Here is a 24328-nt window from a genome sequence, read left to right as displayed (position 1 = left end):
AGATGCCGCCTATCCCAGCTCGACCATGCACCTCCGTACGCGGTAGCGGGTCGTGCCTGTAAATTTTGCGTAACTTTGGATCTCCTGTGAGCTTGGATCAGACCTTGCGAAAGCCGAAGCGCCTGTCGCTTTCCTCCCATATCGCACAGATGACTTCCTTGAGGGGACCCCATAGGTCCTCACCGCCTTTGGCCTTGAGCCATCTGTAGAAGTGAGCCCTGCTCACCTCCAGTACACGTGCCATCATCGAGACGCTGTAGGTTGCCCTCTTTGCTAGCATGAGCTAAAACCTGTCCTTCGTCAGAGGACCCCGGCGAAGAAGGCTGCCTCTTTTTTAGGAACTTATTTTCGCTCTCGAGCTCGTGTATGCGCCTGTTGGCCCTGTCGAGCTCCTTCTGCTCCTCGGTCCTTGCCTGGGTCACCCTTCCGGTCTTGTTGTGCTTGATGATCCAGTCGTTTAAGGTCTTGTCGTTGGCCTCAAGCTTTGCGGCGCATTCTCTGATGCTCTTCTTCGGGTTGGCCTTACGTGCCTTCCTGTAGTAGTCGATGGCCTCGAGGTGATACTTCCTCAGTGTAGTGTTTGGGTGTTTCCGGCTTCGTGCGGGACTTTGCCTTCTCTATCTCGCTTGCGCTCAGCGACATCTCATCTCTTCAATCTGCTGGTGTTGGTAGGTGGGTATCTGGACAGAGCATATCTGTTGTTAGTCCCTGAATCCCACTGTCCACCAAAAGATTACAGCTCAGGCCGCTACCAGCCTCTCGCAGGCGTCGGAGGTGACCACGCGCACGCCCGCCAGGCCGCGCGCGGCGAGCGAGGACAGGAAGCTCGACCAGGCCCCTTAAGTCTCGCCGTCGGCGAGCTCGACGCCGAGCACCTCCTTGCCGCCCGTCGGCGTCAGCCCGGCGGCCACGAGCAGCGCCTTCGGCCTGACGCGGCCGCCCTCTATGGGGCGGTTGCGAAACCTCTCGAGCGCCTCGTCGAGCTCGGAGCAGGCCTGCGAGACGGCCTGCTTGGAGAAGCCCCTGCCGCAGATCTCCTCCATCACGCGGCCGACCTTGGCTATCGAAACGCCGCCGACGACCATCTCGGCCATCGCGAGGACCAGGGCGGCCTCGGCGCGCCTGTAGTTGTCGAACACGAGCGTCTTGAACGAGACGTTGCGGTGGCGCGAGACGGCGAGCTCGACCGTGCCGACCCTGGTGACGAGGGAGCTCTTGCGGGTGCCGTTGCGGAAGTCGGTCCGCTCCTGCGTTTGCTCGTAGGGCTCGGCGCGCAGCTGCTCGGCGGAGTTTGCTGACAGGATCGCGTTGGGGGACTGCTGCAAGAGGAGCCGAAACGCATCCTCTCTGGAATCCGTAAGGACCTGCGCTATCTTGTCGCTTTCGAGGGTAATATTGATTCGAGCCATGCCCGGCCTTCGATTCTCTGTGCCTTTTGGTGATTGCAAGTTTACTTGGAAGACGGGCCTCTGGCTCGCTCCCGTTTTTACACCACTTTACGGACGTAACCAGTCGCTGCCCTGGGCGAGGCGCAAATCGCGCTTCACGTACAACTTTGAGAGTGGGTGGCGTGCCTGGCGCTGCACGGATCCGGCCAGCACTGTCGCGGCGCTCGCGCGTGGAGTGGCACACGCTCGGTGAGGTGTGCGCGCGCGTCTACACCGATCTGCAGGCCGCGCGCGGCAAGGGGCGCTTCGAGGGCGCAAGGCGCATCGGGATCGATAAGACCTCCTACAAGAAGGACCACAAGTACCTGATTGTCGTTATCGACCACGACCGGAGATGGCTGATATGGGCCCACAAGGAGTACGGCAAGGATGTGCTGAATCTGTTTTTCGACGAGCTCACCTGAGAGCAGAGGCGCGCTATCGAGGTTATCACCGCCGACGGCGCGCGGTGGGTCATGGACCCGTTCCATGTCGTGCAAGGGATAACCGATACGCTCGACGAGGTGCGCTGTAAGGAATGGCAGGTTGCGAAGAAGGCCGCCGACGCGATCAAGGGCAGCCGCTTCGCGCTTGTTCAGGGCCTGGGAGCTAAAAAGAGGACCTGCGGGCCGTGTTCAGGGCAGGGACGGCCGAGCTTGGCATAGGCAACGGCCGCGTCGAGGCGATCAACAACAAGATCAAGATGACGGTCAGGATGGGCTATGGCTTCCGCAACACCGACAACCTCATCGGAGTGCTCATATTGAGGTGCTCCGACAGCAGGCCGACGCTTCCGGGAAGGGCCGAGGAAAGCACGAAGAAGAAGGCTGCTTAGATGAACTTCTCACCCACAGAAACTACCGAAGACTCTAAAAATCTGAGATTCCTCTGTCCATTATATTGACAGGGCCCATACCGCGTGAGCACGCCCTCATGTCCGCGGTCGGCGACGCGGGAGGCTCGGATTAGGGACCCACACCTCCGCTTCTGACGGGGGCGGACCCTGGCACAATTGCGCAGGGTCCGCTCACCTCACGCGGGAATTCCGCTCAAATCCCGATGTGAATTTCGCGCAAGACCTATTGACACAACACAGCCAGGAGCGGGGTGTGGTGCGTGACAGTGAAGGCCAAGGACAGAATGGTCGAGAGCCTGTGGGTCCTGACCAGGGCGAGGGCGTCCGCACTGAAGGCGCACAAGGCCGCGATCGAGCAGATCCGCTCCTTGATCGTCTCGGCCCCTGACGCCGTGCGCGACCAGTAGTGCGCGATGACAACCGCCCGCCTCGTCCCCAGATCACGCTGCGTCAAGGACGGGCGCATCGCCCTCAAGACGCTCGCCGATCGCTACCAGAACCTCGACGAGGTGGGCGAGCTCGGTACGACCATCGGAGCCATCCTCGAGGAGAAGTGCGTCAGCTCGCAGGGCGCTGTCCAGCTGATGATCACCGTGGAGGGACAATCCGGAGAGGCTCAAGCAGCGAGTCGTCGTTCGCGATGCTTGTGCGGGGTGGCAGCGTGTCCTGTGTCGTCGGGGCTCACAACGCGCCACAGGCTCAACAGGGGCGCTGGCAGGGCAGCGAACAGCGCGATACACATCGCTGCGCCAGGAAGGCTGAGGACGGACGACAGGACTCGCGCTTAGGTGGCCCGCAAGATGTCTAAGGGACACTCCAAGCTCGAGGCAATACGATGCGTCAAGCGATACATAGCGCGCGAGCTGTACTATGACATCATTGCCCAGAACCGCATGTTCAAAACGACTTGACAATTAGAAGGGCATCACAATCTTTCCCTGCCTTTCCCGCATGCCGGTCTAGAAAGGCCGTGTGGTCGGTCCTCTCTGGCACGTCATAGGGCATTAATCATCGTTTCCCTAGGGTGGGGACACCATCGGACGCGGGCTTTCGGTAGCAAGAGCCAATCCATGTCGAACAAACCCAGCCCGTTCACACCCATCCAAACTTATAACTATTTCGCTAAGATGAGTCGCGTCGAGATATCCTCTGTAGCATCAGCCATGATGCCAATAGGATCACTGTCGCAGATGATTGCATCTGCATCCTTAGGGAAACCGAAACTAAAGAGCCCGGGTGCATTTATTTTCTCCGCATCCATCATCACGTAGGTAACAGCAGCACACTTCAAGAAAGCCTGCTTCAGTTGTGCCATGCCTTCAAAGTTTGTAGCAAAGCCATTCTGTGATGAATAAGCCGTAGGACACACAAAACTAATATCAGGGTGGAGTGTAGAGAGCGCACGTACAGTAGCAGGGCCAGTTACGTAGCGATGACCTTTACGCAGCTTGCCCCCAAGTAGGAAGACATCTGACTCTGGTAGCGATCTATCTACATAATCTGCAATGGTTAGGTCTGCAGTAATAATCATAAGGCCTCTACGTTCACGCAAAGCACGAACAAGAGCAAGCCCTGTTGTACCGGTATCAACCAAAACGGACATAGAATCTTGTACAAATTCTGCTGCTCGTTCGGCAATAAGACGCTTCGCTTCCACATTAACATTCATACGTTTATCCTGAACAGAGACAGTAAGTGCACGACCGAGTGAGACAGCACCACCGTGTGTACGGCGAAGCTTTCCATCCTTTGCAAGAGTATCTAAATCTGAGCGTGCAGTCACTCGAGACACACCGAACTGCTGTGCAATCTCTGAGACCTGTACTGAGGCATTCTTATCCAGAAGCTTGAGAATTTCTGTACGGCGTTCCTCAGCGAATTCTGTCATGATTTCCCAATCTCTACTTATGCAACTATCTGACCACAGTGCTTACAAATCAATATGTGAATAAATTGTGACGATAGAATCTTATCCAGTCCCACTATAACATGTTTCTTTTTATATCTTTTATTTGCCATAAAAAGATTTTTTGATCTTTATATATCAAAAAACAAGCAAATGTATTTCCTCATTTTACACTCATGAGCATTATTTTTACCTATTTACCTGCATGTATTAGGTCGTTTACACTTAGAATGCATTCAAACAAATAAAAAGACCGGTCAAAATCAAAGTTTCTAAAAGCAAAACAGTAAGTCATAGGAGACTATGGAGAACAGTATGCTTACCACAACAAAAGAGATGCTTTTGAACGCACAAGCCGGTCACTACGCAGTAGGTGCCTTTAATGTCGAGAACCTTGAGTTTGTAATGGCAGTCATTAAAGCCGCTGAAGATAAAAACTCTCCTGTCATAATGCAAACCACTCCAGGGACGATAAAGTACGCAAATCTGGACTACTTTGTCGCAATGGTCACAACCGCAGCAAAGAGTGTACGTATTCCGATAGCGCTGCATCTTGATCATGGTGATAGCTTTGGACGCTGTATGCAAGCACTCCGTGCAGGTTATACCTCCATTATGATCGACGGTTCACATGTACCCTTTGAAGACAACATAATCCTCACTTCCTCCGTCACCAAAGTAGCAGGCTCTATGGGAGTTCCTGTAGAAGCAGAACTCGGTAAAGTTGGTGGTAAGGAAGATGACAGACCGGCAGTAGAGGGAGAAAACCCTTTCACTGATCCAGCAGAAGCCGAGGAGTTCGTTGCGCGCACCCACTGCACCTCACTTGCAGTTGGGGTGGGAACCGCTCATGGTATATACAAAGGAACCCCACACATCGAGCAGGAAATCTTAAAGGAAATCCGCAAACATGTCGATATCCCCTTAGTTTTACATGGAACCTCTGGAGTACCTGACAATCAAGTAGCAGAGGCCATCCAAAACGGTATCTGCAAAGTCAACTATGCAACCGAGTTGCGCCAAGCATTTACTAAAGGATTTATGGGCTATATGATCCAAAATCCTGCATGCTTTGATCCGAAGAAGCCGAGCAAAGAAGGTATGCATAACATCTATCAAGTAGTTTGTTCGCATATGGACAACTTAGGCTCAACCAATAAGGCTTAAAAGCTATATTTACCACCCTAGCAAAGGAGGAGGAACACATGATTCTCACAGTCACTATGAATCCCTCAATCGATACCGCTTACTCGCTTGATCATCTTGCAATTAACGATGTGAACCATGTGGCTCCGCACAAGACCGCAGGTGGCAAGGGATTGAACGTGAGCCGTGTACTTGTTCAGTTAAGAGATCAAGTATTAGCTACCGGCCTTCTCGGTGGTCATATGGGAGCCCTACTTTCTGATCTTATGAAAGAAGACAATATTCCCAATGACTTCACACCCATTGCAGGTGAAAGCCGCACATGCTTGAGTATCTTACACGAAGGTAATCAAACCGAACTTTTGGAGAGTGGACCTGTTGTAAGCGAAGAAGAACTTAACACTTTTATCGCACACTTCACTAAGCTCGTAGAGAAAGCCTCCGTTGTGACCATGTCCGGCAGTCTTCCTCGTGGTCTTCCCGCCAACACCTATGCAACACTTGTTGCTATCGCACGCCAGAACAACGTCCCGGTACTTCTCGATACCTCTGGTACCTCTTTGAAAGCAGCACTTGTGATAGACACAAAACCTACCCTTGTTAAGCCCAATCTGAAAGAGATCAACGGCCTGCTCAACACATCCTTTGCATCAAACGAGACAGACAAACTTATGGATACATTGACACAGGATAATCGTTTTGCAGGGATCGAGTGGGTCGTTGTCTCAATGGGCAAGGATGGTTCTATCGCTCTTCATAACGGGAAACGATTGCGTGCTCATTCAGCTTCAATCAAAGCAGTCAACGCAACAGGCTCAGGAGACTCAACGATCGCAGGCTTTGCACATGCAATTGCTGGTGGTGCTGATGAAAAGACAACCTTAAAAATCGGAAACGTCTGCGGCACTTTAAATGCAATGGATCTACAGACAGGACATCTGAAGATGGATAGCTGGGACGATATCTTCGCACACACAACCGTAGAAGAGTTTTAGGAGAGGAAACCATGGAATTGAGCATTACATCTGGGAAACTTACAGTGGGACTCACAACGAAGGGAGGTACTCTTATCTCTATCAAAGCAGGAGGCCTGGAGTATCTGTGGCAGGGAGATCCGACGGTCTGGAGTGGACAGGCTCCAATCTGCTTCCCTATCTGCGGGTCTCTGAGAAACAATACTGCCACAACTCTTGATGGGGATACCATCAATCTGCCTCGTCACGGTTTTGCGAGAAAACAAGAATTCACACTGATTGATCAGACTAAAGATTCTGCAACCTTTGCACTTGCGACCACGCCCATCCTCAAAGAACAATATCCTTTTGATTTTGAGTTCCGTTCCCACTACCAGATAGCAGATGCAACGCTCACTGTGACCTTTGAGGTTATCAACCACGGTAACAAAGACCTGCCATTTTATATCGGAGGACACCCTGCATTCAGATGCCCCCTTGAAATTGGAAAGAGCTACTACGACTATCAGGTGACGTTTGAGAAGGAAGAACCACAGTCAGTTCCAACACCCCTTGCAGAAAGTGGTCTTATCGATGTAGATCGCCGCATGGTAGCGCCTCAAAACAATGTAACCTCCCCACGCAAAGGACGGGTCGTCGCCCTTTCTCACGAGTTGTTTGCAAAAGCCGAAACTATCTATGACACGCTTAATAGTCGTCAACTCGAATACTCTGATAAACAACATACACACGGAATTCATCTGAGTTTCCCCGAATTCCCCTATCTGATTATCTGGTCTAAACCTCAAGCGGATTTTGTTGCACTTGAACCCTGGGGAGGACTTTCTACCTGCTCAGATGAAGACAATGTATTCGAGCATAAGCATGGTTGCCTTATTGCACCCCCCAACGAGAGTATTTCCCGTAGTTTCACTATTAACGTATTCTAATAATTGATATAAGAACTAAATTGCACGACATGAGGGAACTATGAACCATAGGACGGCAGAAATTGTCCAGCTTCTTGCAGAGGGATCCAAGCTGACACTTTCTGGCCTTGCTCAACACTTTAATGTGTCCGAGCGCACAATACGAAATGATATAGCAAGTCTCAATGACTCACTACTACACGCTGGACGCGCGGGCGTAACGCTCGAACGTTCAGGTGCAGTTGTATGCCCAGAAGACCCTTCGCACCTATTAACAGAGGATATTCCACTCGATACCTCAAACTATCAGCCAACACCTACAGAGCGTGTTAGTCTTGCATGTATCCACATCCTCTGTACCGATAAACCAACAACCATTGCAGAAGTGGCAGAAAAACTGCATATTAGCCGTAATACTTTAGTTAAAAGCTTACCAGAGATCCGTACCAAAGTCAGTGAGGCTGGACTTACCTTTCGCTCACAGGCAAGCAAAGGTATTACGATTAAAGGTGACGAGCGCTCAAAACGTCATCTCTTGTTGCAACTCTTCTTAGATTTAAAAGAAAGTCCTGCGGCAACACTGTTGCCAATTCAGCCGGATCTTGACAAAGAAAAAAGAGATTCTATCGATGCTATCCTCTCTCAACAAGAAGAGCAGTGGGGTTGTGTATTAACTGGCTATGCGCACCACCATGTCTTGAGCTATCTCTGCATTGCACAAATGCGCAGCTCCAAAGGTATGCAGATTACACAGGCTCAACATAGTGACAGTATCTTGCATGATATGGCATGTAATATTTGGATCAGTATCGTACAAATGTACAAACTGGAACACGATGAAGCAGAAGTAGATACGCTTGCGGATTTACTAGAAAAGCAACGGTACATCCGTCGTGACCTTCAACCTTCCAGTGCTCCAAAGGTACAGCTGCTGACAAAGATTCTCATTGAACGCCTTTCAGATGAGCTAGGCATCAATTTGAATGATGATTTCATCTTCTTTGAAAATCTCTCGAATCACTTAGAATCCGTTCTAAAACCCGATCCCGTTGAATATCCAGACACTCCTTTAGTGCGTGAGGTTGTACAACAGAACAAGCCAATCGTAGATGCAGTACGTGCCTGTGACGATACAGTTCGCTCACATATTCACCGCGAACTGACAGATCTAGAGATAGGCTATATTGCTTTACATGTTTGCGCAGCTATTGAGCGCAAAAAGGAACAAAATCCAGACCTTCGCATCATACTTGCTAGTAACGCTGGTGTTGGTACATCTCAACTCTTAATACAAGAACTACGGCATCGTTTCAATATACAGATTTCAAGTACTGTTACCGCGCATGAAGCTGAGAAGCTTTCTCCTACCGATGCTGATCTTGTCATCTCGACTGTACCTTTAGAATCTTGCGCAGTCGGATGGACACAGGTATCCCCACTTCTTAAAGAAACAGACCAACTAAAGCTCTCTCAAACTATTGACTTATTGCGCAGCGCGCAAAGCCTTTCTGCTACAGCATCGAAATCGAGAAACAATACTGAGCCTTCTGCTCAAGGGGTAGTGAGTACAATAGCGCCAATTGTCTACGATTTAGATAGTAGTCACGCTCCGCAGTTGATGCGCGCTATCCGCCGGGCAGTCAATAGTTACTTTGCCGAAGATACGCAACACACCGACAATCCATCCTCTCCTGCTGCACATGATTTTTTGAGACCCTCACATATTCGTCTCGACGTTGCGTGTAGTGATTGGAGAGAAGCCATCCGTGAGAGTGCTCGGGTATTAGTAAGGGGTGGCTATATAGAACCACGCTACGTAGATGCTTGCATTAAAAACGTTGAAGAAAATGGACCTTACATCGTACTGTGTCCAGGTTTTGCAATGCCTCATGAAGGAATCGATCAAGGTTCACTTGAAGTTGGCTTCTCACTGATTCGGTTAGCAAAACCTATCAATTTTGGATCAGAGGAGAACGACCCTGTCGAGTTCGTCTGTTGCTTCTCTGCTGTGGACCATAAAAAGCATCTCCATGCCTTCTTTAATCTCATTAACATGATGAGGAAACCTGGGGTCAGAGAGTCACTCCGTGAAGCTACTACGCCTGATGAGGCAGCGCTTATCCTTCAGATGGAAGAGATTGGTCTAAGCAAGTAGTCTAGGGCTGTAAAATGCTGTGAAGCCTCAAGTACATATTCTTTTGTTTAGTTACATATACCAAAACCGTTCACGCTTGATACCTGGTGAGCGGTTTATTTTTTACAGTGAATGGTGCCGAGCATAAACACACAATTTATTTTAATTACACTACCACTGCTTAAAGATTTGACAACCCCTTTGCAATCAAATTGCAGAACAATGAACCAACAAGGCGTCTACCTGCACATCTATAATGTAATCATGAATAAAGGGGATGACACATGATTTGGGAAGAACTCGAAACCAATCGAATTTTACTTAATACGGATGCGAACCGCATGGAAGATGTCATGCAGACCGTGGGCGGCAAACTGATTGAACTGGGATACGGTAAAGAGAGCTATGTTCAAGCCCTCATTGACCGTGAACGAGAGTATCCTACTGGTCTTGATATCAATGGAGTAGGTGTTGCAATACCACACACTGAAGTAGAGCATGTCAACAAAAGTGGCATCGCTATTGCTACTTTAAAACATTCAGTCATCTTCGAAGATATGGGATCAGAAGGTGATGTAAATGTACAACTCGTATTCGTGCTTGCAGTCACTGATCCTCATGAACATATAGAAGAGTTACAGCGCATCATTCAAATTCTTCAGGATGGCAATACACTGACCAAGATTTTGAATAGTGCTAGTGAAGAAAGCGTCATAGATACCATCAAAGAAAAGGAGCAAACATTATGAAAAAGAAAGTCATTGTAGCCTGTGGCGGCGCAGTTGCAACTTCAACTATTGCTGCCAACCATGTAAAGGATCTTGCAAAAAAGAACGACATCGATGTCGATATATGTCAATGTCGTATTTCTGAAATCCCTTCCCATCTAGATGATGCAGTGCTGATTGTTCCTACATCCCGCATTAAGAAGGACTATGGAATCCCCTGCATAACTGGTATGCCATTTATTTCTGGAATTGGAGTAGAGAAGACTGAACGAGCAATTCTTGCTGTACTCAATAAAAGTTAGAGTACATCATGTTTGAGATCAAAGAAACCTGAAGGCATCGAACCGTAAGCTATCCTACATCCCAAACACATAAAAAAACGCGAACCTGCGGCAACAGAATTCGCGCTCAACCCCCCATACAACTTCTAAATTCCTCTATTTGGGAGTTAGCTGACCCACTTACTAAAGAAAGAGAGAAATCATGTGGGAAATTATATCAAACATTATAAATTATATAGTCGATATGGGTGCGTCTGTTATGCTACCCATAGTAATTTTCATCATCTCTATAATCGTTGGAGTTAAGCCCGGAAAAGCTCTACCTGCAGCACTTACATTAGGAGTTGGCTTTGTAGGCCTTGGCTTAATCGTTGGCTTAATGAATAACCAGCTAGGACCTGCGGCAGAAGCTATGAGTGAACGTTTCGGCCTGTCACTCAGTGTTGTTGATATTGGTTGGCCAGGCAACTCCCCAATCGTTTGGGCAAGCGAGATCGCTACAATCGCAATACCTGTAGCCATCGGTGTCAATATCTTGATGCTCCTTCTAAAGTGGACTCATACAGTAAATATTGATATCTGGAACATCTGGCACATGACCTGTACGGGAGCAATCGCCTATGTAGTCACTGGAAACTTCTGGATTGGTATCTTAGGCGTTGTTGTACACGCAATCATTGCATATAAACTCGGCGATCTCTGGGCTCCGCTTACTACTGACTACTTCGAACTCGATGGTATTACCATCCCACACGGAACCAGTGCAACAATGGCACCAATCGCTTGCGTTGTCGATGCAATCATCGACAAGATCCCTGGCCTCAATAAGATCGATATCAATGCAGATAACTTGCAAGATAAGATTGGGCCATTTGGCCAACCGGTTGTTATGGGCTTTATCTTAGGTGCCGTAATCGGCCTCTTAGCAGGATATACTCCCTCAGAGTTCCTTCCTTTAGGTATCAACATGGCTGCCGTTATGGTCTTAATGCCGAAGATCGTCAAGTGCATTATGGATGGCCTTGTTCCACTTACTGAACGTGCTCGTGAAGTTATGAATAAACGTTTCCACGGAGAACAGTACTATATTGGTCTAGATCCTGCTATTTTGCTCGGCGACTCACAAGTTGTAACTGCTGGTCTCATTTTTGTACCCTTAACGCTATTCATTGCTGTCCTTGTCCCTGGCAACCGTGTTCTTCCCTTCGCGGACCTTGCTACCATTGGCTTCTTCATCGCAATGGCAGTGGCAGTGCACAGAGGTAACCTGTTCCGTACGATAATCTCTGGTTTCTTTATCATGTATATGACCATCTGGATCTCCAACCAGACTATCCCTTGGCTTACTGCACTCGGTGTCTCAGTTGGTGCTATCGAAGCAGGCTCTACCATCGCTTCTCTCGATCAAGGTGGCAACCCGATCACGTATGTCTTCACACAGATTTTTACTCAAGAAAACATGCCAGGTATGATCGTAATTGCAGTAATTTACATCATCTGCTGGATCTTTGCGGTTCACACTTCACGCCAACGTGCTGCTGAACTTGCAGCTCTTCGCTACTGATGGTGGACAGCACTCCTGCATCCCCTTGAGCACGTGGTGCCTAGACGGTAGGATTTTGCCGGCGGAAGGCTTCGGTCCTAAAGCGCAATATGAATGTTCAAGGCAAGTATGCTGGCAAAGCTCTTTAAGAGGTCCCAGGGGGCTTAGGGATGAATGGAGGTCACAGACGTCTGGTTCGAAAAGCGCAGATGAGCGCAGGGAATCCTGCACGTGAGGGTGACACACGTCAGGGCCAGGCAGTGGTGAGCCCGGTCTGTCACAGGCGCTGCGGCACCTGTGACAGACGGGAGAGGACCTAAAGGCATCTCGACATCTGGCAATATGAGACGATCGTACACTGCGCAGTGCTAAGTGCCCCCCAAAGACGGCGTGCATGTCGCAGGGATGCCGCGAAAGGTTGTACCCGAAAACGGGCGTCGCCCGTGCCTTGTTGGCCATCACTGTCCTTTCCTAGGTTGGTGGCCCTAGAAAGGAAAGAAGACTAGGGGGCGGTGCTGATTGCGAGATTGATGAGTCGGCGCTAGGCGGTGCATCTGCCGAGAGCGGTGGTGCTAAACGCGGAGAATAATCACACAAGAAGCAGAGTAATCTCAAGACAACGAATTTTACATCAATAGAGAGGTTAAGCAGTAAAACTGCCACCTCTCTGAAGGAGCAAATCCATGACGGAAAAAATGATGGCAGGTGTCGTCCACGCAAATGACGATATCCGCTACGAAGCAATTGACAAGCCAGAGCCAAAAGTGGGCGAAGTTCTTGTAAAGGTTAAATACACTGGCATCTGTGGTTCCGATGTACCACGCGTGTTAGGTGACGCCTGCCACTTCTATCCCAATGTATTGGGTCACGAATTTTCTGGTGTCGTCTCAGAAGTAGGAGACAGGGTTGAGTCGGTAAAGCCCGGAGATCGCGTGGCCGGAGTACCTTTGATTCCCTGTATGAAATGTGAGGATTGTAAACGAGGTAATTTCTCACTCTGTAAGCACTATATTTTCATTGGTTCTCGTAAGTTTGGCAGCTTTGCTGAATATGTCTGCGTACCTGAACAGAATGTAATTAAATTCGATGATTCAGTCTCCTTTGAGCAAGCTGCACTCTTTGAACCAACGACTATTGCCTTACACGGTCTTGAACGGCTCGATTACCATGGTGGTAAAAATGTTGCAATCGTAGGTGGCGGTACTATTGGTATGTTCACCATGCTGTGGGCAAAAGCATTTGGTGCTCGTGAACTGACGGTGTTTGATGTTGTTCCTGAAAAGCTTGAATTTGCTAGGGAGCTCGGAGCTACCAGTACTATCAATTCAAAAGATAAGGATTGGCTGGCCCAAGCACTCGCTTTAACAGGTGGTCGTGGTTATGACTACGTATATGAAACCGCTGGTAGTGCTCTTACTGCTAAGATGCTCTTTCAGTTAGTTTGCAACAGAGGTCAGGCATGTCTGATTGGTACCCCAACCTCAGAGATTAAATTCTCTGTCGACGAATGGGAATGCCTCAACCGTAAAGAGTTCACACTTACAGGTTCCTGGATGAGCTACAGTGCTCCATTCCCGGGACACGAGTGGACCCTTACAGCAGATGCCTATCGCACTGGCATGATTCCTTTTGATGAGGGAATTATCTTTAAAAAGTTCCCCCTCTCCCAGATCGATCGGGCATTTGATATGTACCGCATGCGTGGAGCTGTTAAAGGCAAAATTCTAATAGACAGTGAAACATAAAAGGCAGCGCTGAATCGTGTAAACATCAGCGGTTGTAGTTTCAGAGTGGCAGGCAGCTTAGACAGTCTGCTACTCTTTTGCGCATCCTCCGCGCTCAAGACGGCCCTGAGGTCCTCCTTGAGTGTCCATGCGCGGGCGAAATGGTCCTCTGCGCGCTTCAGCTCCGAGAGTCCCTTTTGATACTCCGTCAGGTTCTCCAGATTCTTCGCGAGCGTACATTGGAGTGGCAACCCTTCTTGGGGTATCTCCCTCAGAGACTGAGACCTGCCTTCCTGAAACTGTATTTAGCCACAACAATCCGGATTTTTAGGTGGCGGATTAGCATTCTAAGTGCAACAGGATAGCCCGCTGAATGCAAGCGTGGCACACTCCGGAAGGCTACGATGTTGGTTGTCTCAATCAACGTCGAAAGATAGAAGGAATGTGCCACTACAAGCATCTCAAGCCTACAGGAGAGGGACTGCATAGCCAAGCTGCGTGGCACAAGGGAAGGTCAATTGCCTATATCGCGGCAGAGATCGGCAAGGACAGCTCCAGCATCTGCCGCAAGCTCAAGAGGAACGCACGCCACGGGCGCTTTAGGGCCTGCGCTGCCCAAAAGGAGGGCGGATGAGCGCCGCAGGAGATGCAGGCCGAAAAGGCGGCTTTCAGACCCTGCGCTTGCACAGAAGGTGCGCTTACTCATCATGGACAGACACTGGTCCCTGGAGCAGATAGACTATATCTCAGGCTCGAGGGTGGCGGCAGGTGCGTCGTTGAGCCTCTCGACTATTCTACCGGGAGGTCCATAGCCGCCGCCCTCGACCTGCCGGGATCCGGCCCCGAAGGCAAGATGCGGCGCCACCTGCGCAGGAAGGGGAAGAGGATCGCAGCAAGAGGCCTAAGACCAAAGGCAAGATCAGGATATCCCACACCGTGGATGAGAGGCCAAAGCAGGCCGATGAGAGGTCTCGTCTCGGAGACTGGGAGGACGACACGCTCGTCGGAGCCGGGCCCATGTGCCTGCTTATGCTTGCCGACAGGACAGTGAGGCTGCTTGCCGCGACTCGCTGTTAGACCATGATTGACCTGACGCCCCTGTCCTTCCAATAGCTCCAGAAGGGCTGCTCCATGTCTATGAGCGCACGCCTGGTATGGACATACCTGCCTTCTGCAAGCTGTCCTGAGAGTATATCCTTCTTCTCCCGCTGCGAATGCCTTACCTGCTCTATCCACAGAAAGCAGGCAAGATAAGTGCCCCAGCCACTTCGTAGAAGACCCCATGGGAAAAAGCAGGAACTCGCGCAGCCTTCGCTGCATCGCATTGACGAGGCTAAGCTCGCCGTGTGCTTGAAGACCCCAAGCGAAGAGAGCCACGCGCGCATATCCTGCATGGTCGTCAGTGGCGACCCATAAGCTGTCGACGATACCTGAAAGGGCATCTGTCAGCTTCCCGTCCGTGGGCCTGTCCCTGCCACAGAGGATGGCATATTCGTCCCTTAGGGAAACGATGATTAATTCCCAATGATGCGCCAGAAAGGACCAGCCACGTGGCCTTTCGCGGCCGGCATAGGCATTAATCATCGTTTCCTTAGGGAAACGATGATTAATGCCCCATAACGTGTTAAAGGGGACCGGCCACACGATTTTTCGCGGCCGGTATGCGGGAAAGGCAGAAAAGGTTGCTCATCCAGCACGTGCAAGAGCCGCCATCCTTACATTTGTCCTGCCCCATGCACCGCAAGAAGGCTCCAAGACGGATCAAGCGACGCTGAGAGCCGGGAGGTACAGCCTGCCGGCAAAAGATGCACATGAGTAAGGTTTGCAAGGGCGAGAAAGACTTAAGTGTGCAGGCATCTTCTCTATCCTCCTGTAGCGCTTCCTTAAGGGGCAGAAGCGCCGCTTCACGATAAGGAAGGGATGCTTCTGCCTTTGAGCAAACGCATGCCTTCCTGGACTCGATACCCTTCTCGGACAAGAGTGCACAGTTAAGACCCTTTATGGTCGAAGGTTTCCTTAGCAACGCTTTAGCGCATAGATGAGAGGTGTGGGTCTTTATGCGTCCTTAAGGGCGCTTCGCTATACCTATATAGCCTAAAGTCTGCGCAGCAGAACCTGTCATCTTCCCTTACGAGTGTGTGTGCCACAGGATATGTCAGATACATTCTAGGCGATCGTCTCCACACCATGCACAAGGCCACCTGCGGTATCCACGCCGATATGCGCCTTGTATCCGATACGCCAGGCTCCCCCTTTCTTGGACTGGTGCGCTTTAAGGGTCGCGCGCAAGGTCTTTGTTCTTCGTGAAGCTTTAGGGCCCAGGTGAAGGTCGCGTCCACCATGGAGCCGCCCCGCGCCGTGATCCCTGCCTTTTCGAGCTCTAAGTTCAGGTCGTGAAGCACAAGCTTTACCGAACTCCTCTCGCTTTAAGGCTATGGCGCATCTTCGCAAGTGTCGTCGCATCTGGTACCTGCGCTTGCATGAGGTCTGCGTGCACAGAAGCGCTGCCAGGAGTGGCAATCCAGGATAGCATCCTTAAGTTCCCTCGTCTTAAGGGAGCAAACATAACCTAAAGCAGGATACATCCTAAAGCTTTGTCTTTGCAGCGTGCACATGCCTGACAAGAGCCTGTCAGTGGTAGCTGGTATCTACCAGTGCAATCCAGCTATCCCACACAACGATTGTATCCATTTGCTCCAGGAATGCCTCTCGCCTGGTCTTTCTCCTCAGACCTTAGGATTTAAGGTCTTAAAAGCTCATCTGGCTGTCCATATCTGCCTTTTGGATATGCTGGAATGTGTGGATGTAGCTATACCATATCCAGAAAGACAGATAGGCATCTATGTGGGTATGGGCACTGCGTGGTTCGAGACATTTTAAGCCGATGTCATACAGCGTGTGGCCCCAGCTACCTCATCGAGGCGAATTAATCATCGTTTCCCTAGGTCATTCGCGCAGCACTCCACGCAGACCTTCTTGTTCGATATGCCACGGCAATGCACAACATGGCCGTGCGTGTGCGCCTCCCTCAGCATCTGGATGTTCGACCTTGCCCTGTTGTTTGCAAGCGACTCGTCGATGTAGATCCCAATCTTTTGGCAGGAGACGGTGGGTCCATACCTGAAGGCGCCAAGCGCTGCCTGCATCACCTCGAAGAGCCTCATGTGCATAAAACCACAATGTCCTTAAGGCTCACATGGCAGCTTTCGGCAAGCTCCTTCAAGCGTCATGCCTGCAAGCGTGCCCTTTGCATATGCGGCCCATGTGGCGGCCGTGGGCTTTGACATAGCCAGGACAGATCTTGTCTTTACAAAGAAGGTCTTGCCTCACGAGCAACACTTCCATCTCTTAAGGCCACACGCGTCGTGGCCCTTGCAATAGAAGCTGAGCGATTTGCACCTCGGGCACCTCTTGGGTGTTCCCGCAAGTGCAGAGCCTGCCATCTTCTTGGCTATGAGCGCCTCCAGTCTCTCTAAGAGCTCGCGCTTCTCGGCGATCCCCATCTTTTTGATCTGCTGCAGTATCATTGGACCCATCCGGGTCCTTTGATCCTCGATGTCTTTGTTTGACGACATACATTGTAGGCAAAGGCCCGGACACTTTTGGGCCCTTCTTAGGTCAATTATGGTCTAACAGCGAGTCTCGCGAGAAGATGCCACCACGACAGCAGGAGCGTCTCTAAGGCCGAAGTCGGGCTGCTGCAGGGACGTCCCCTCGAGACGCTCACCCCGGATAGGGGCAAGCAGTTCGCAGGGCATACAGAGCTCACAAAGGCCTTGGGAGGTGTGCAGTTCTACTTCTGCGACCCTCACCATCCCTGGCAGAAGCCGACAGTGGGAAACACTAACGGGCTCCTGCGGGAGTTCTTCCCCAAGGGCACCGACTTCAGCAAGGTCACGGACGAGGAGGTGCAGCATGCGGTGGAGCTGATCAACGACAGGCCGAGGAAGGTCGAAGGTCCTGAAATACAGGACAGCCAACGAGGTCTTTAGGGAGATGTTGCACTCAGCTTGACAATCTGCCCCTTAATATCGCGCTCTCATCTGGGCCCTTGAGCGAATCTCACCCATAGAAACTACCGAGGAGCCCTTTTGTGCATGCTCCGATACTGTCTGGCCTCCGAAATGCCGATGCCAGGCCTTGCCTAAGAAGAGTACCGGAAGGCAACTGTTTCCCGGTACTCCATGTTTATCAGAGACTTCTTCTCACATTCCGAAGCCTGAAGCCTGCTCCTCGCACGAGATACGGCAGGAAGATACGGTCTGACTCTGCGATATGGCCGATAATCCTGTCACGTGCATCGAGCGCAAAGCTCTGGCGTGCAATCTCGAGTTCTCCTGTGTAGCGGCCATACGCCTTCGTGCTCATAAGGATGTCTCCCGGCTGCACCTGGACCTCACCGTGCCTGTCTGCCTCGGGCGCCTCCGGCACATCCTTCCAGCACCTCGACTCCTGCGAGCGCAAGACCCAGGGCGAGGAGTCCGGCCTGTCATGCTGCGCGCGGTCGAAAATGTAGTGGAAAGGCTCTTCGACCTCGCAGCCAAGGCTCACGTATCCGCAGGAAAGCTCACCAATGCGCTGCCAGACATGATCGGATACATCGGGATCGCCGATGAGTACGATATCCGTCGCAACAGAGCCAAGCTCGAGCATGTCGCACACGAGCTCATCACCAGTATCCCCTCTATGTGCTTCGACCGTAGGAAGGCCCTGCATAAGAGGTCCGCGCAGTGTCTCGTCTCCCGGCACGAATGCCATCGTCTTGAAACCGAGGTCCTTGAGCCTCCTGTTCACAGCAGCCACGTAGTCGATCGAGAGCCCCGTGAGCGGCTTCGGATAGAAGTTGTGGCAGGCACTGAAGCGCGTGAAGTCTGCTCCTGCGCGCCGCCAGGCCGCTATATCTTCCTCCGTAATTGTCGAAGCATTGAAGACCACATGGAAGCTGCCCGAGAGCTCCACCGTCTGTCTGGCATCAAACCCGTCATCGAGTCTCACATACTCGATACCCAGGCGCCTGAGCTCGAAATAGTCGCGGCATCCGAGCTTTGCGAGCGTCGCCGGCGATATGTCGCAGATGAGCTTGATGTTGTGATCACGGCAGAGCGCAAGGAGCTTCTTCGCCCCCGCCGCATCGTCGATGCCATCCTCCTCCGGTATCTGAAGCGACGTGAAGGCGTAGTGGATACCAGCAAGCGATGCCTTTTCCACGATTTTCGACGCAAAGTCTGCCCCAGATGAGAGATAGAGCGATATGCCGCACTCCATGAAGGTCCCTCCTGCTCATCTGCATCCAGTTGTGTTTTTCCTAAAAAGCGAGCCTGCAGCCAAGCCGCAGACCCGCTCCCCTGCATTCCGGCGGGACATGGAACCGCCGGAGATAGTGAAGTTTAAGCTTCGGTGCCGAAGACATCGTTGATGCGGTCCTCATCCACGCCGAAGAAGTACGTGAAGGCAAAGCCTGCTGCATAGGCTGCAAGCATCGCGACGACATAGAATCCCTGCGTGCCCGGAACGACAATCAGAAGACCGAAGAGGCCCGAGACGCCCTGGGAGACCGTACCAAGATGAAAGAGCCAGGCAAGGACGCCGCCGATGCCAGCTCCCAGGCAGGCCGTCACGAATGGCTTACCGAGTGGCAGCGTCACGGCATACATCAAAGGTTCACCGATACCGAGGATACCGACAGGGATGGACTCGCGCAGGTACGTCTTGACGCGCTCGTTCTTGGTCTTCACATAGAGGGCAAGGCCAGCGCCGACCTGTCCGCCGCCTGCCATCATGAGGATCGGGAGCAGATAGTTGATACCGCCGGTCGGGCCAGAAGGATCGTTGAGCATTGCATGGATCGGTGTGAGCGCCTGGTGCAGGCCCACAGAGACGAGCGGCAGGAATGTGGCAGAGAGCAGATAGGCGCCGACAACGCCGAGCGTGTTGTAGAAGAAGAACAGGATGAAGAAGATGCCCTGGGTCAGGAATGCGCCGACCGGCTGCAGGACGAGCACGGCGACGACCGAGCCGATGCAGACCGTGAAGAGCGGGGTTAGGAACGTGTCGAGCGCACTCGGCATGACCTTATGGAACTTCTTCTCGAGCCACGCAAAGAAGATGCCGCAGATGAGGGCACCTAAAAGGCCACCTGCAGACGGGTTGTAGACCGTCGAGAAGTTGATCGTGAAGGCGCCATTAGCGAAGGTTGGGACCGGAAGCGCGATCGGCAGATTCACGGCTGCAGCACCATCAGACGTCTTGAGCAGGAGCGGCATAGCCGTGTTCGAGATGGAAAGGGCACCTGCCATGGCACCGAGGATGCCGGAGCCGCCAAACTCCTTACAGGCATTCATACCGACAAAGAGCGGAAGATACAGGAAGAGAGCCCAGCCCATCGTGCGGATGCACTGGTACCACCAGACGCCTGCAAAGGCGTTGCCGCTCGAGACGTTGATGACATTGGCAATGCCGTTGATGAGGCCTGCGGCGATGATACCAGGAAGCAGTGGTACGAAGATGTTCGCGATTTTCTTGAGGAAGCGCTGGACCGGCTTGTCGTGCTTCGCCTTCTGCGCTGCCTTGTTCTTCGCAGCAGCATCGTTCACGATATCGGCCATATCGTCCGGCTTGATGCCGGTAAGCTTCGCGAACGGCTCGAGAACCTTGTTCACCACACCCGGCCCGAAGACGATCTCATAGCGGTCGCCGTCAGCGACAAGACCCATGACGCCGTCGACCTGCTTCAAGGCTGCTTCATCGACCCTAGAAGAATCGACTACCTTGACCCTCAGCCTTGTCATACATGCCATGTTGCCCACGACATTGGATTTGCCGCCTACTGCGGCAAGGACACTCTTGGCTATCCCTTCGAAATCCTTGCTCATTGTTCCTCCTTGTTGTGCTATACCTCGCAGATGGTCCCCCTACACCATCCGCTCAGTACCCTTATCAGCTTCCCTTGAGAGCCTGGCGAACCTTGCCACCCGTTGCATCGAGGCGACACTTCGCCTCGTCTGCCGTGACGTCCGCCAGGATCGCCACGATCGCGCATTTCGCGGAGCCCTTTGCCTCGGCGAGCGCACGCCCTGCTTCCGCTCTTTCGCAGCCAGTCGCCGTCATAACGATATTCTGGGCCCTGACCTCGAGCTTCTCGTTTGACTGCTGCACATCGACCATCAGGTTCTCATAGGCCTTGCCGCAGCCGACCATAGCGCCGGTGGAGATCATGTTGAGGACCATCTTCTGGGCAGTACCGGCCTTGAGGCGGGTCGATCCCGTCAGAACTTCAGGCCCGCAGCAGGGTTCGATCGCGAGATCTGCGACCTTGCCAATATCGGACCCCTTGTTGCAGGCAATCGCGACCGTGCGGCAGCCGAGCTCATGCGCATGCTTGAGGCCGCCGATCACGTAGGGCGTGCGCCCCGAGGCAGCGATTCCGACAGCAAGATCGCGTGGCTCCAGATGAAGCGCATCGAGCTCCTCTGCGCAGAGTGTGAGCGAGTCCTCCGCTCCTTCGACGGCACGCACGAATGCCTTCTCGCCGCCTGCGATGAGGCCGACCACGACGTCGGGCGAGACACCGAAGGTCGGCGGACACTCGACTGCATCGAGCACGCCGAGCCTACCCGAGGTGCCTGCTCCGAAGTAGACGATCCTGCCGCCAGCCTGAAGGGCATCGCGTGCCCATTCGACCGCCACGGCCACATCGTCCAGGACCTCGTGCACGGCACCCGCAACCTTCGTGTCCTCGGAGTTCATGACCTCGACAAGCTCGCGCGGGCTCATCTCATCGAGATGCATAGTCCTGGGGTTGCGCGCTTCCGTCGCGAGCTTATCGAGATCGATCGCGGGCACATCTCCTGTCTCCATTGTCTGTTCCTCTCCTTTCCTGTGCCCTTCTCAGTCCTTCCATCCGAGCTCGGCACCGTCCTCGATGCTTGCCTCTTCCTCCGGCACCTCGCTCCTCTTGATCCAGTTCTTCGAGAGATGCTCCATGCTCTTCTCGTAGTTCCTGCTCACATAGGCCGTGAACAGCACATCCACAACATTGAGCTGTGCGATCCTCGAGGACATCGCCCCGCTTCTGAGCACGAGCTCTGTTGCTGCGACCCCAAGCACCACATCGGACATCTTTACGAGCGGCGACGAGAAGCTGCCGCGCGTGATGGAAACAATCGTGGCGCCGTTTGCTTTGGCAGCTCGAGCGCACCTCAATATGTCTTCCGTCATACCCGAATAGGAGATGACGATAGCGAGGTCACCGGGACGCTCATTCTTTGCATAGACGAGCTGGGAGTGCAGATCGTCTATAAGGTCTGCCGGGATATCGAGACGCAGGAGTTTCAGCTGCAGATCGTGGGCAACCATAAGCGATGCGCCGATACCGTAGAGGCTGATGCGCGGCGCCGTGTGGATGAGTTCGACCGTCCGGTCAATTGCGGCAGGGTCGAGCCCGTCGCGTGTGAGTGCAAGCGTCGAGGCGTTACGGGCTGTGATCTTGTCGATAATTTCCTGGGTTGAATCGGTTGACATGACCCCTTCGGAGACGATATTTCTGCTCTTGTTTGCCACGGCAAGCTCGTAGAGCAGTGCCTGCTGGAGCTCCTTGTAGCCCGTGAAGCCGAGCTTGCGCGAGAGGCGCACAACCGTCGAAGGAGAGGTATAGGTAAGCTCTGCGAGACGATGTGCCGAGACGCCGACAGCGCCCCTCGGATGCTCGAGCAGGAAGTTCACGATATTGCGCTCTGCCGAGCTTGCAAGCGGCCGATACTCTTCGAGATGCACGCGGAAGCCGCGCATCGCCGCCGAACTTTCGGAGGAACTTCTGCCTCCCTGCGCTTTATGACTGCGTACCAAAGGCATCTGGCTCCCCTTTCTGTATCCCGATTCCTTCGTCGTCCCATCGTTGCAGGCAACTGCTTCCATCAAGTTTCCGACGATTTATGTATATGTTATGTCTTAATCATGGGATACGCTCTATCTGACACTTTCGTTTCAAAGCATGGTACGAAGACAGCCGGATGAGGCTGTCTCAGCACCGCCTACCGCCCGCGTGCCACCGGTCGCACCCGGGGCATTTCATCCACCTCAAGACATCCCTTCTCCCCTGTTCCGGACACTTCGTGAAACAGGGGAGAAACGGCGCGGCGAAAAGCACTTCCGCGTAGACACCAGATAGCCACAAGACAGAAAGGACCCTCATGGATTTCCATGACGCACAAGAGGCCAGACACTCTATCAGAAGCTTCACGTCCTCCCTGCTCACAGAAGAGGAGCGCTCTGCCTTCGGCCAGGAGATTGCCCACTCGAATGAGGCAGACAGCCTGCATATGAGCCTCGCCATCACCGAGCCGGAAGCCCCCAGCTCGTTTCTTGCCCACCACGGGAAGTTCCACAATGTCTCAAGCTATCTTCTGCTTGCCGACACCCCCACCCCTTCGCTCAAGCAGTGTGCAGGGGATGTTTCGGCAAGCGCATCGTACTGACGGCACAAGAGCTGGGCTTTGCCACTTGCTGGGTGGCGCTCACGTTCAAGAAGCGCATGGTCGAGCCTGAAGACCGTCTCGTGCTCGTCGTAGCCCTGAGACACGGTACAGACACAGGACATCTACACCCCTCGAAGAGCGAAGAAGATGTCACATCCATCCCGGAAGGAACAGAGTCTCCTGCCTGGTTCAAGGCGGGCGTCTCTTCCACCCTTCTTGCCCCCCACCTCCACCAACCAGTAGAGCTTTAAGATCGGCTGGTGCGGTCGCACCACGCAGGACGCGACGCCTGTCGTCTCGATCCGCTCGAAAGGTAGCCTTTTCTCTGCCGCAGACCTCGATATCGTCCTTCTCCATTTCGAAATCGGCGCCGCAACTTCAGGTGGACACTTCGCGTGGGAGGACGACTGGGAGAGCTTCCTTCCCGAATACGGCTTTCGATGCCTTCATCCTCTGGAGAAGGGAAGGACTCCGGCCATTTAGTCCCACCTCTCCCTCCCGCCAGGAGTATATGCTTGAGATGATGGTCAGGGTCCAAAGCGGAAAGGTTGCTATGGCAGAGCCCAAAGACATACGACTCGTCGTCGGCCTCGGAAACCCGGGCACCGAATATCAGAAGACCCGCCACAACGCTGGCTATGCCACGATCGATATGCTGGCAAAGCATGCAGGAGTGCGCTACTGGAAGAGCCAGGCCGGCATGATGGTGGCAGGGGTGAAGATTGCAGAAAAAGATATCTATCTCGCCCGACCCCAGACCTACATGAACGAGGTAGGAGGGCCCATCTCGAAGCTTGTCCGGCAGCTCAAGATCTCCCCGGAGGAGCTCCTCGTCGTGCACGACGATGTCGATGTGCCAAACACGAAGCTACAGCTCAAGTTCGGAGGAGGCCATGACGGACACAACGGCCTGCGCTCCATCATCCAGAAGATGGGGAGCCGCGACTTCTGCCGCCTGCGGTTCGGCGTGGGCAGGCCTCCCGGACGCATGAGCGTCGCCCAGTATACGCTGCGTCCCTTGAAGGGCACCCAGCTCGAGTCGTTCGCAATCGAGGCCCAGGACGCTGCAGATGTCGTGGAGCGCACCGTTGCGAAGGGCTTTGCAGCAGAAGCTGCACGCCTCGGATGAGGTACACAATATCGGTACCACAATCTGCATATATGGCACCGATTGCTGCAAATCATGCAGAAGACATGCTTATTTGACCGCTACAATGGGCATGTTGGT

At 52.7% G+C, this 24328-nt stretch carries 28 protein-coding genes and 1 pseudogene; 19 read left to right on the top strand and 10 right to left on the bottom strand.

Features of this window, described 5'->3' with window-relative positions:
• Positions 1–97 precede the first annotated feature (97 nt).
• Together J4859_RS02550 and J4859_RS02540 are read right to left on the bottom strand one after the other, a co-directional pair.
• Positions 98–280, bottom strand: coding sequence for a hypothetical protein (locus J4859_RS02550; protein WP_212332538.1), 183 nt, complete (start codon positions 278–280; stop codon positions 98–100).
• A gap of 559 nt (positions 281–839) precedes the next feature.
• Positions 840–1448: a transposase gene (locus tag J4859_RS02540; RefSeq protein WP_212332537.1), complete on the bottom strand. Its 609-nt coding sequence runs from the start codon at positions 1446–1448 to the stop codon at positions 840–842.
• Between the two features lie 170 nt (positions 1449–1618).
• On the opposite strand from J4859_RS02540, the gene J4859_RS02535 reads away from it, so the two are divergent.
• From J4859_RS02535 to J4859_RS02515, 5 genes are all read left to right on the top strand, one after another.
• Entirely contained in the window at positions 1619–1852 is a 234-nt protein-coding gene (locus tag J4859_RS02535; protein WP_212332536.1) for a transposase, read from the top strand.
• Positions 1853–1903: 51 nt separating this feature from the next.
• A complete protein-coding gene (locus tag J4859_RS02530; protein ID WP_212332535.1) occupies positions 1904–2092 on the top strand; it encodes a transposase in 189 nt (62 codons plus the stop codon).
• Positions 2059–2262 (top strand): transposase, encoded by a 204-nt coding sequence (locus J4859_RS02525; RefSeq protein WP_212332533.1) that lies wholly within the window; start codon positions 2059–2061, stop codon positions 2260–2262. Before J4859_RS02530 ends, J4859_RS02525 begins: the two co-directional genes overlap by 34 nt.
• 281 nt (positions 2263–2543) lie before the next feature.
• Positions 2544–2690: a hypothetical protein gene (locus J4859_RS02520; RefSeq protein WP_212332531.1), complete on the top strand. Its 147-nt coding sequence runs from the start codon at positions 2544–2546 to the stop codon at positions 2688–2690.
• A gap of 6 nt (positions 2691–2696) precedes the next feature.
• Complete coding sequence (locus tag J4859_RS02515; protein ID WP_212332530.1) at positions 2697–3071, top strand: hypothetical protein; 375 nt, start codon at positions 2697–2699, stop codon at positions 3069–3071.
• Positions 3072–3397: 326 nt separating this feature from the next.
• Here the strand turns inward: J4859_RS02515 and J4859_RS02510 are convergent, their stop codons facing one another.
• A complete protein-coding gene (locus J4859_RS02510) occupies positions 3398–4171 on the bottom strand; it encodes a DeoR/GlpR family DNA-binding transcription regulator (RefSeq protein WP_212332529.1) in 774 nt (257 codons plus the stop codon).
• A gap of 333 nt (positions 4172–4504) precedes the next feature.
• Here J4859_RS02510 and J4859_RS02505 point away from each other — a divergent pair, with 333 nt between their 5' ends.
• From J4859_RS02505 to J4859_RS02460, 10 genes are all read left to right on the top strand, one after another.
• Positions 4505–5356 (top strand): class II fructose-bisphosphate aldolase, encoded by an 852-nt coding sequence (locus tag J4859_RS02505; protein ID WP_212335082.1) that lies wholly within the window; start codon positions 4505–4507, stop codon positions 5354–5356.
• Positions 5357–5394: 38 nt separating this feature from the next.
• Positions 5395–6330, top strand: coding sequence for a hexose kinase (locus J4859_RS02500; RefSeq protein ID WP_212332525.1), 936 nt, complete (start codon positions 5395–5397; stop codon positions 6328–6330).
• A gap of 11 nt (positions 6331–6341) precedes the next feature.
• Positions 6342–7238, top strand: a complete 897-nt coding sequence (locus J4859_RS02495; RefSeq protein ID WP_212332516.1) for an aldose 1-epimerase family protein — start codon at positions 6342–6344, stop codon at positions 7236–7238.
• Positions 7239–7278: 40 nt separating this feature from the next.
• Positions 7279–9372, top strand: a complete 2094-nt coding sequence (locus J4859_RS02490) for a BglG family transcription antiterminator (protein WP_212332514.1) — start codon at positions 7279–7281, stop codon at positions 9370–9372.
• A 263-nt stretch (positions 9373–9635) separates the two neighbouring features.
• Positions 9636–10100, top strand: a complete 465-nt coding sequence (locus tag J4859_RS02485; RefSeq protein WP_212332512.1) for a PTS sugar transporter subunit IIA — start codon at positions 9636–9638, stop codon at positions 10098–10100.
• Positions 10097–10381, top strand: a complete 285-nt coding sequence (gene gatB / locus J4859_RS02480; RefSeq protein WP_212332510.1) for a PTS galactitol transporter subunit IIB — start codon at positions 10097–10099, stop codon at positions 10379–10381. Before J4859_RS02485 ends, gatB begins: the two co-directional genes overlap by 4 nt.
• A 181-nt stretch (positions 10382–10562) precedes the next feature.
• On the top strand, positions 10563–11924 hold the full coding sequence (locus J4859_RS02475) for a PTS galactitol transporter subunit IIC (RefSeq protein ID WP_212332508.1): 1362 nt from the start codon (positions 10563–10565) through the stop codon (positions 11922–11924).
• Positions 11925–12586: 662 nt separating this feature from the next.
• Entirely contained in the window at positions 12587–13648 is a 1062-nt protein-coding gene (locus tag J4859_RS02470) for a galactitol-1-phosphate 5-dehydrogenase (protein ID WP_212332506.1), read from the top strand.
• Positions 13649–14069: 421 nt separating this feature from the next.
• A complete protein-coding gene (locus J4859_RS02465; protein WP_212332504.1) occupies positions 14070–14261 on the top strand; it encodes a hypothetical protein in 192 nt (63 codons plus the stop codon).
• A 302-nt stretch (positions 14262–14563) separates the two neighbouring features.
• Entirely contained in the window at positions 14564–14704 is a 141-nt protein-coding gene (locus J4859_RS02460) for a hypothetical protein (RefSeq protein WP_212332496.1), read from the top strand.
• Between the two features lie 1089 nt (positions 14705–15793).
• Here J4859_RS02460 and J4859_RS16675 read toward each other — a convergent pair.
• The 3 genes from J4859_RS16675 to J4859_RS02450 all read right to left on the bottom strand — a co-directional run bounded on the left by J4859_RS16675 (position 15794) and on the right by J4859_RS02450 (position 17163).
• Entirely contained in the window at positions 15794–15916 is a 123-nt protein-coding gene (locus J4859_RS16675) for a transposase (RefSeq protein ID WP_256436806.1), read from the bottom strand.
• Positions 15917–16557: 641 nt separating this feature from the next.
• Positions 16558–16791 carry a hypothetical protein gene (locus J4859_RS02455; RefSeq protein ID WP_212332495.1) on the bottom strand — a complete coding sequence of 78 codons (234 nt, stop codon included), beginning with the start codon at positions 16789–16791 and terminating at the stop codon, positions 16558–16560.
• A 162-nt stretch (positions 16792–16953) separates the two neighbouring features.
• Complete coding sequence (locus J4859_RS02450; RefSeq protein ID WP_212332493.1) at positions 16954–17163, bottom strand: hypothetical protein; 210 nt, start codon at positions 17161–17163, stop codon at positions 16954–16956.
• A 129-nt stretch (positions 17164–17292) separates the two neighbouring features.
• On the opposite strand from J4859_RS02450, the pseudogene J4859_RS02445 reads away from it, so the two are divergent.
• Positions 17293–17619 (top strand): annotated as a pseudogene (locus tag J4859_RS02445) (IS30 family transposase); the annotation flags it as partial.
• Positions 17620–17818: 199 nt separating this feature from the next.
• On the opposite strand, the gene J4859_RS02440 reads toward J4859_RS02445, so the two are convergent.
• The 4 genes from J4859_RS02440 to J4859_RS02425 all read right to left on the bottom strand — a co-directional run bounded on the left by J4859_RS02440 (position 17819) and on the right by J4859_RS02425 (position 22540).
• Positions 17819–18892: a MupG family TIM beta-alpha barrel fold protein gene (locus J4859_RS02440; RefSeq protein ID WP_212332491.1), complete on the bottom strand. Its 1074-nt coding sequence runs from the start codon at positions 18890–18892 to the stop codon at positions 17819–17821.
• Between the two features lie 122 nt (positions 18893–19014).
• On the bottom strand, positions 19015–20499 hold the full coding sequence (locus J4859_RS02435) for a PTS transporter subunit EIIC (protein WP_212332490.1): 1485 nt from the start codon (positions 20497–20499) through the stop codon (positions 19015–19017).
• 64 nt (positions 20500–20563) lie between these two features.
• On the bottom strand, positions 20564–21484 hold the full coding sequence (murQ, locus tag J4859_RS02430) for an N-acetylmuramic acid 6-phosphate etherase (RefSeq protein WP_212332489.1): 921 nt from the start codon (positions 21482–21484) through the stop codon (positions 20564–20566).
• A gap of 30 nt (positions 21485–21514) precedes the next feature.
• Positions 21515–22540 carry a MurR/RpiR family transcriptional regulator gene (locus tag J4859_RS02425; RefSeq protein ID WP_249113849.1) on the bottom strand — a complete coding sequence of 342 codons (1026 nt, stop codon included), beginning with the start codon at positions 22538–22540 and terminating at the stop codon, positions 21515–21517.
• Positions 22541–22815: 275 nt separating this feature from the next.
• Here J4859_RS02425 and J4859_RS16670 point away from each other — a divergent pair, with 275 nt between their 5' ends.
• The 3 genes from J4859_RS16670 to pth all read left to right on the top strand — a co-directional run bounded on the left by J4859_RS16670 (position 22816) and on the right by pth (position 24229).
• Positions 22816–23100 carry a nitroreductase family protein gene (locus J4859_RS16670; protein ID WP_212332488.1) on the top strand — a complete coding sequence of 95 codons (285 nt, stop codon included), beginning with the start codon at positions 22816–22818 and terminating at the stop codon, positions 23098–23100.
• Between the two features lie 32 nt (positions 23101–23132).
• Complete coding sequence (locus J4859_RS16665) at positions 23133–23351, top strand: hypothetical protein (RefSeq protein ID WP_256436805.1); 219 nt, start codon at positions 23133–23135, stop codon at positions 23349–23351.
• Between the two features lie 302 nt (positions 23352–23653).
• Complete coding sequence (gene pth / locus J4859_RS02410; protein ID WP_249113724.1) at positions 23654–24229, top strand: aminoacyl-tRNA hydrolase; 576 nt, start codon at positions 23654–23656, stop codon at positions 24227–24229.
• Positions 24230–24328 lie beyond the last annotated feature (99 nt).

This window comes from Atopobium sp. oral taxon 416 (genome assembly GCF_018128285.1).
Taxonomy (GTDB): domain Bacteria; phylum Actinomycetota; class Coriobacteriia; order Coriobacteriales; family Atopobiaceae; genus Olsenella_L.
Note: the sequence above shows the minus strand (reverse complement) of the source record. Positions and strands in the feature narration are given on the sequence as shown.

Coding starts and splice junctions, on each gene's coding strand:
- pth (WP_249113724.1), top strand. CDS start 23,654: ATGGCAGAGCCCAAAGACATACGACTCGTCGTCGGCCTCGGAAACCCG.
- J4859_RS02450 (WP_212332493.1), bottom strand. CDS start 17,163: ATGGGTCCAATGATACTGCAGCAGATCAAAAAGATGGGGATCGCCGAG.
- J4859_RS02505 (WP_212335082.1), top strand. CDS start 4,505: ATGCTTACCACAACAAAAGAGATGCTTTTGAACGCACAAGCCGGTCAC.
- J4859_RS02455 (WP_212332495.1), bottom strand. CDS start 16,791: ATGAGGCTCTTCGAGGTGATGCAGGCAGCGCTTGGCGCCTTCAGGTAT.
- gatB (WP_212332510.1), top strand. CDS start 10,097: ATGAAAAAGAAAGTCATTGTAGCCTGTGGCGGCGCAGTTGCAACTTCA.
- J4859_RS02530 (WP_212332535.1), top strand. CDS start 1,904: ATGGACCCGTTCCATGTCGTGCAAGGGATAACCGATACGCTCGACGAG.
- J4859_RS02475 (WP_212332508.1), top strand. CDS start 10,563: ATGTGGGAAATTATATCAAACATTATAAATTATATAGTCGATATGGGT.
- J4859_RS02470 (WP_212332506.1), top strand. CDS start 12,587: ATGACGGAAAAAATGATGGCAGGTGTCGTCCACGCAAATGACGATATC.
- J4859_RS02425 (WP_249113849.1), bottom strand. CDS start 22,540: ATGGAAGCAGTTGCCTGCAACGATGGGACGACGAAGGAATCGGGATAC.
- J4859_RS02465 (WP_212332504.1), top strand. CDS start 14,070: ATGTGCCACTACAAGCATCTCAAGCCTACAGGAGAGGGACTGCATAGC.
- J4859_RS02435 (WP_212332490.1), bottom strand. CDS start 20,499: ATGAGCAAGGATTTCGAAGGGATAGCCAAGAGTGTCCTTGCCGCAGTA.
- J4859_RS02495 (WP_212332516.1), top strand. CDS start 6,342: ATGGAATTGAGCATTACATCTGGGAAACTTACAGTGGGACTCACAACG.
- J4859_RS02550 (WP_212332538.1), bottom strand. CDS start 280: ATGCTAGCAAAGAGGGCAACCTACAGCGTCTCGATGATGGCACGTGTA.
- J4859_RS02440 (WP_212332491.1), bottom strand. CDS start 18,892: ATGGAGTGCGGCATATCGCTCTATCTCTCATCTGGGGCAGACTTTGCG.
- J4859_RS02510 (WP_212332529.1), bottom strand. CDS start 4,171: ATGACAGAATTCGCTGAGGAACGCCGTACAGAAATTCTCAAGCTTCTG.
- J4859_RS02485 (WP_212332512.1), top strand. CDS start 9,636: ATGATTTGGGAAGAACTCGAAACCAATCGAATTTTACTTAATACGGAT.
- J4859_RS16670 (WP_212332488.1), top strand. CDS start 22,816: ATGGATTTCCATGACGCACAAGAGGCCAGACACTCTATCAGAAGCTTC.
- J4859_RS02490 (WP_212332514.1), top strand. CDS start 7,279: ATGAACCATAGGACGGCAGAAATTGTCCAGCTTCTTGCAGAGGGATCC.
- murQ (WP_212332489.1), bottom strand. CDS start 21,484: ATGGAGACAGGAGATGTGCCCGCGATCGATCTCGATAAGCTCGCGACG.
- J4859_RS02515 (WP_212332530.1), top strand. CDS start 2,697: ATGACAACCGCCCGCCTCGTCCCCAGATCACGCTGCGTCAAGGACGGG.
- J4859_RS02500 (WP_212332525.1), top strand. CDS start 5,395: ATGATTCTCACAGTCACTATGAATCCCTCAATCGATACCGCTTACTCG.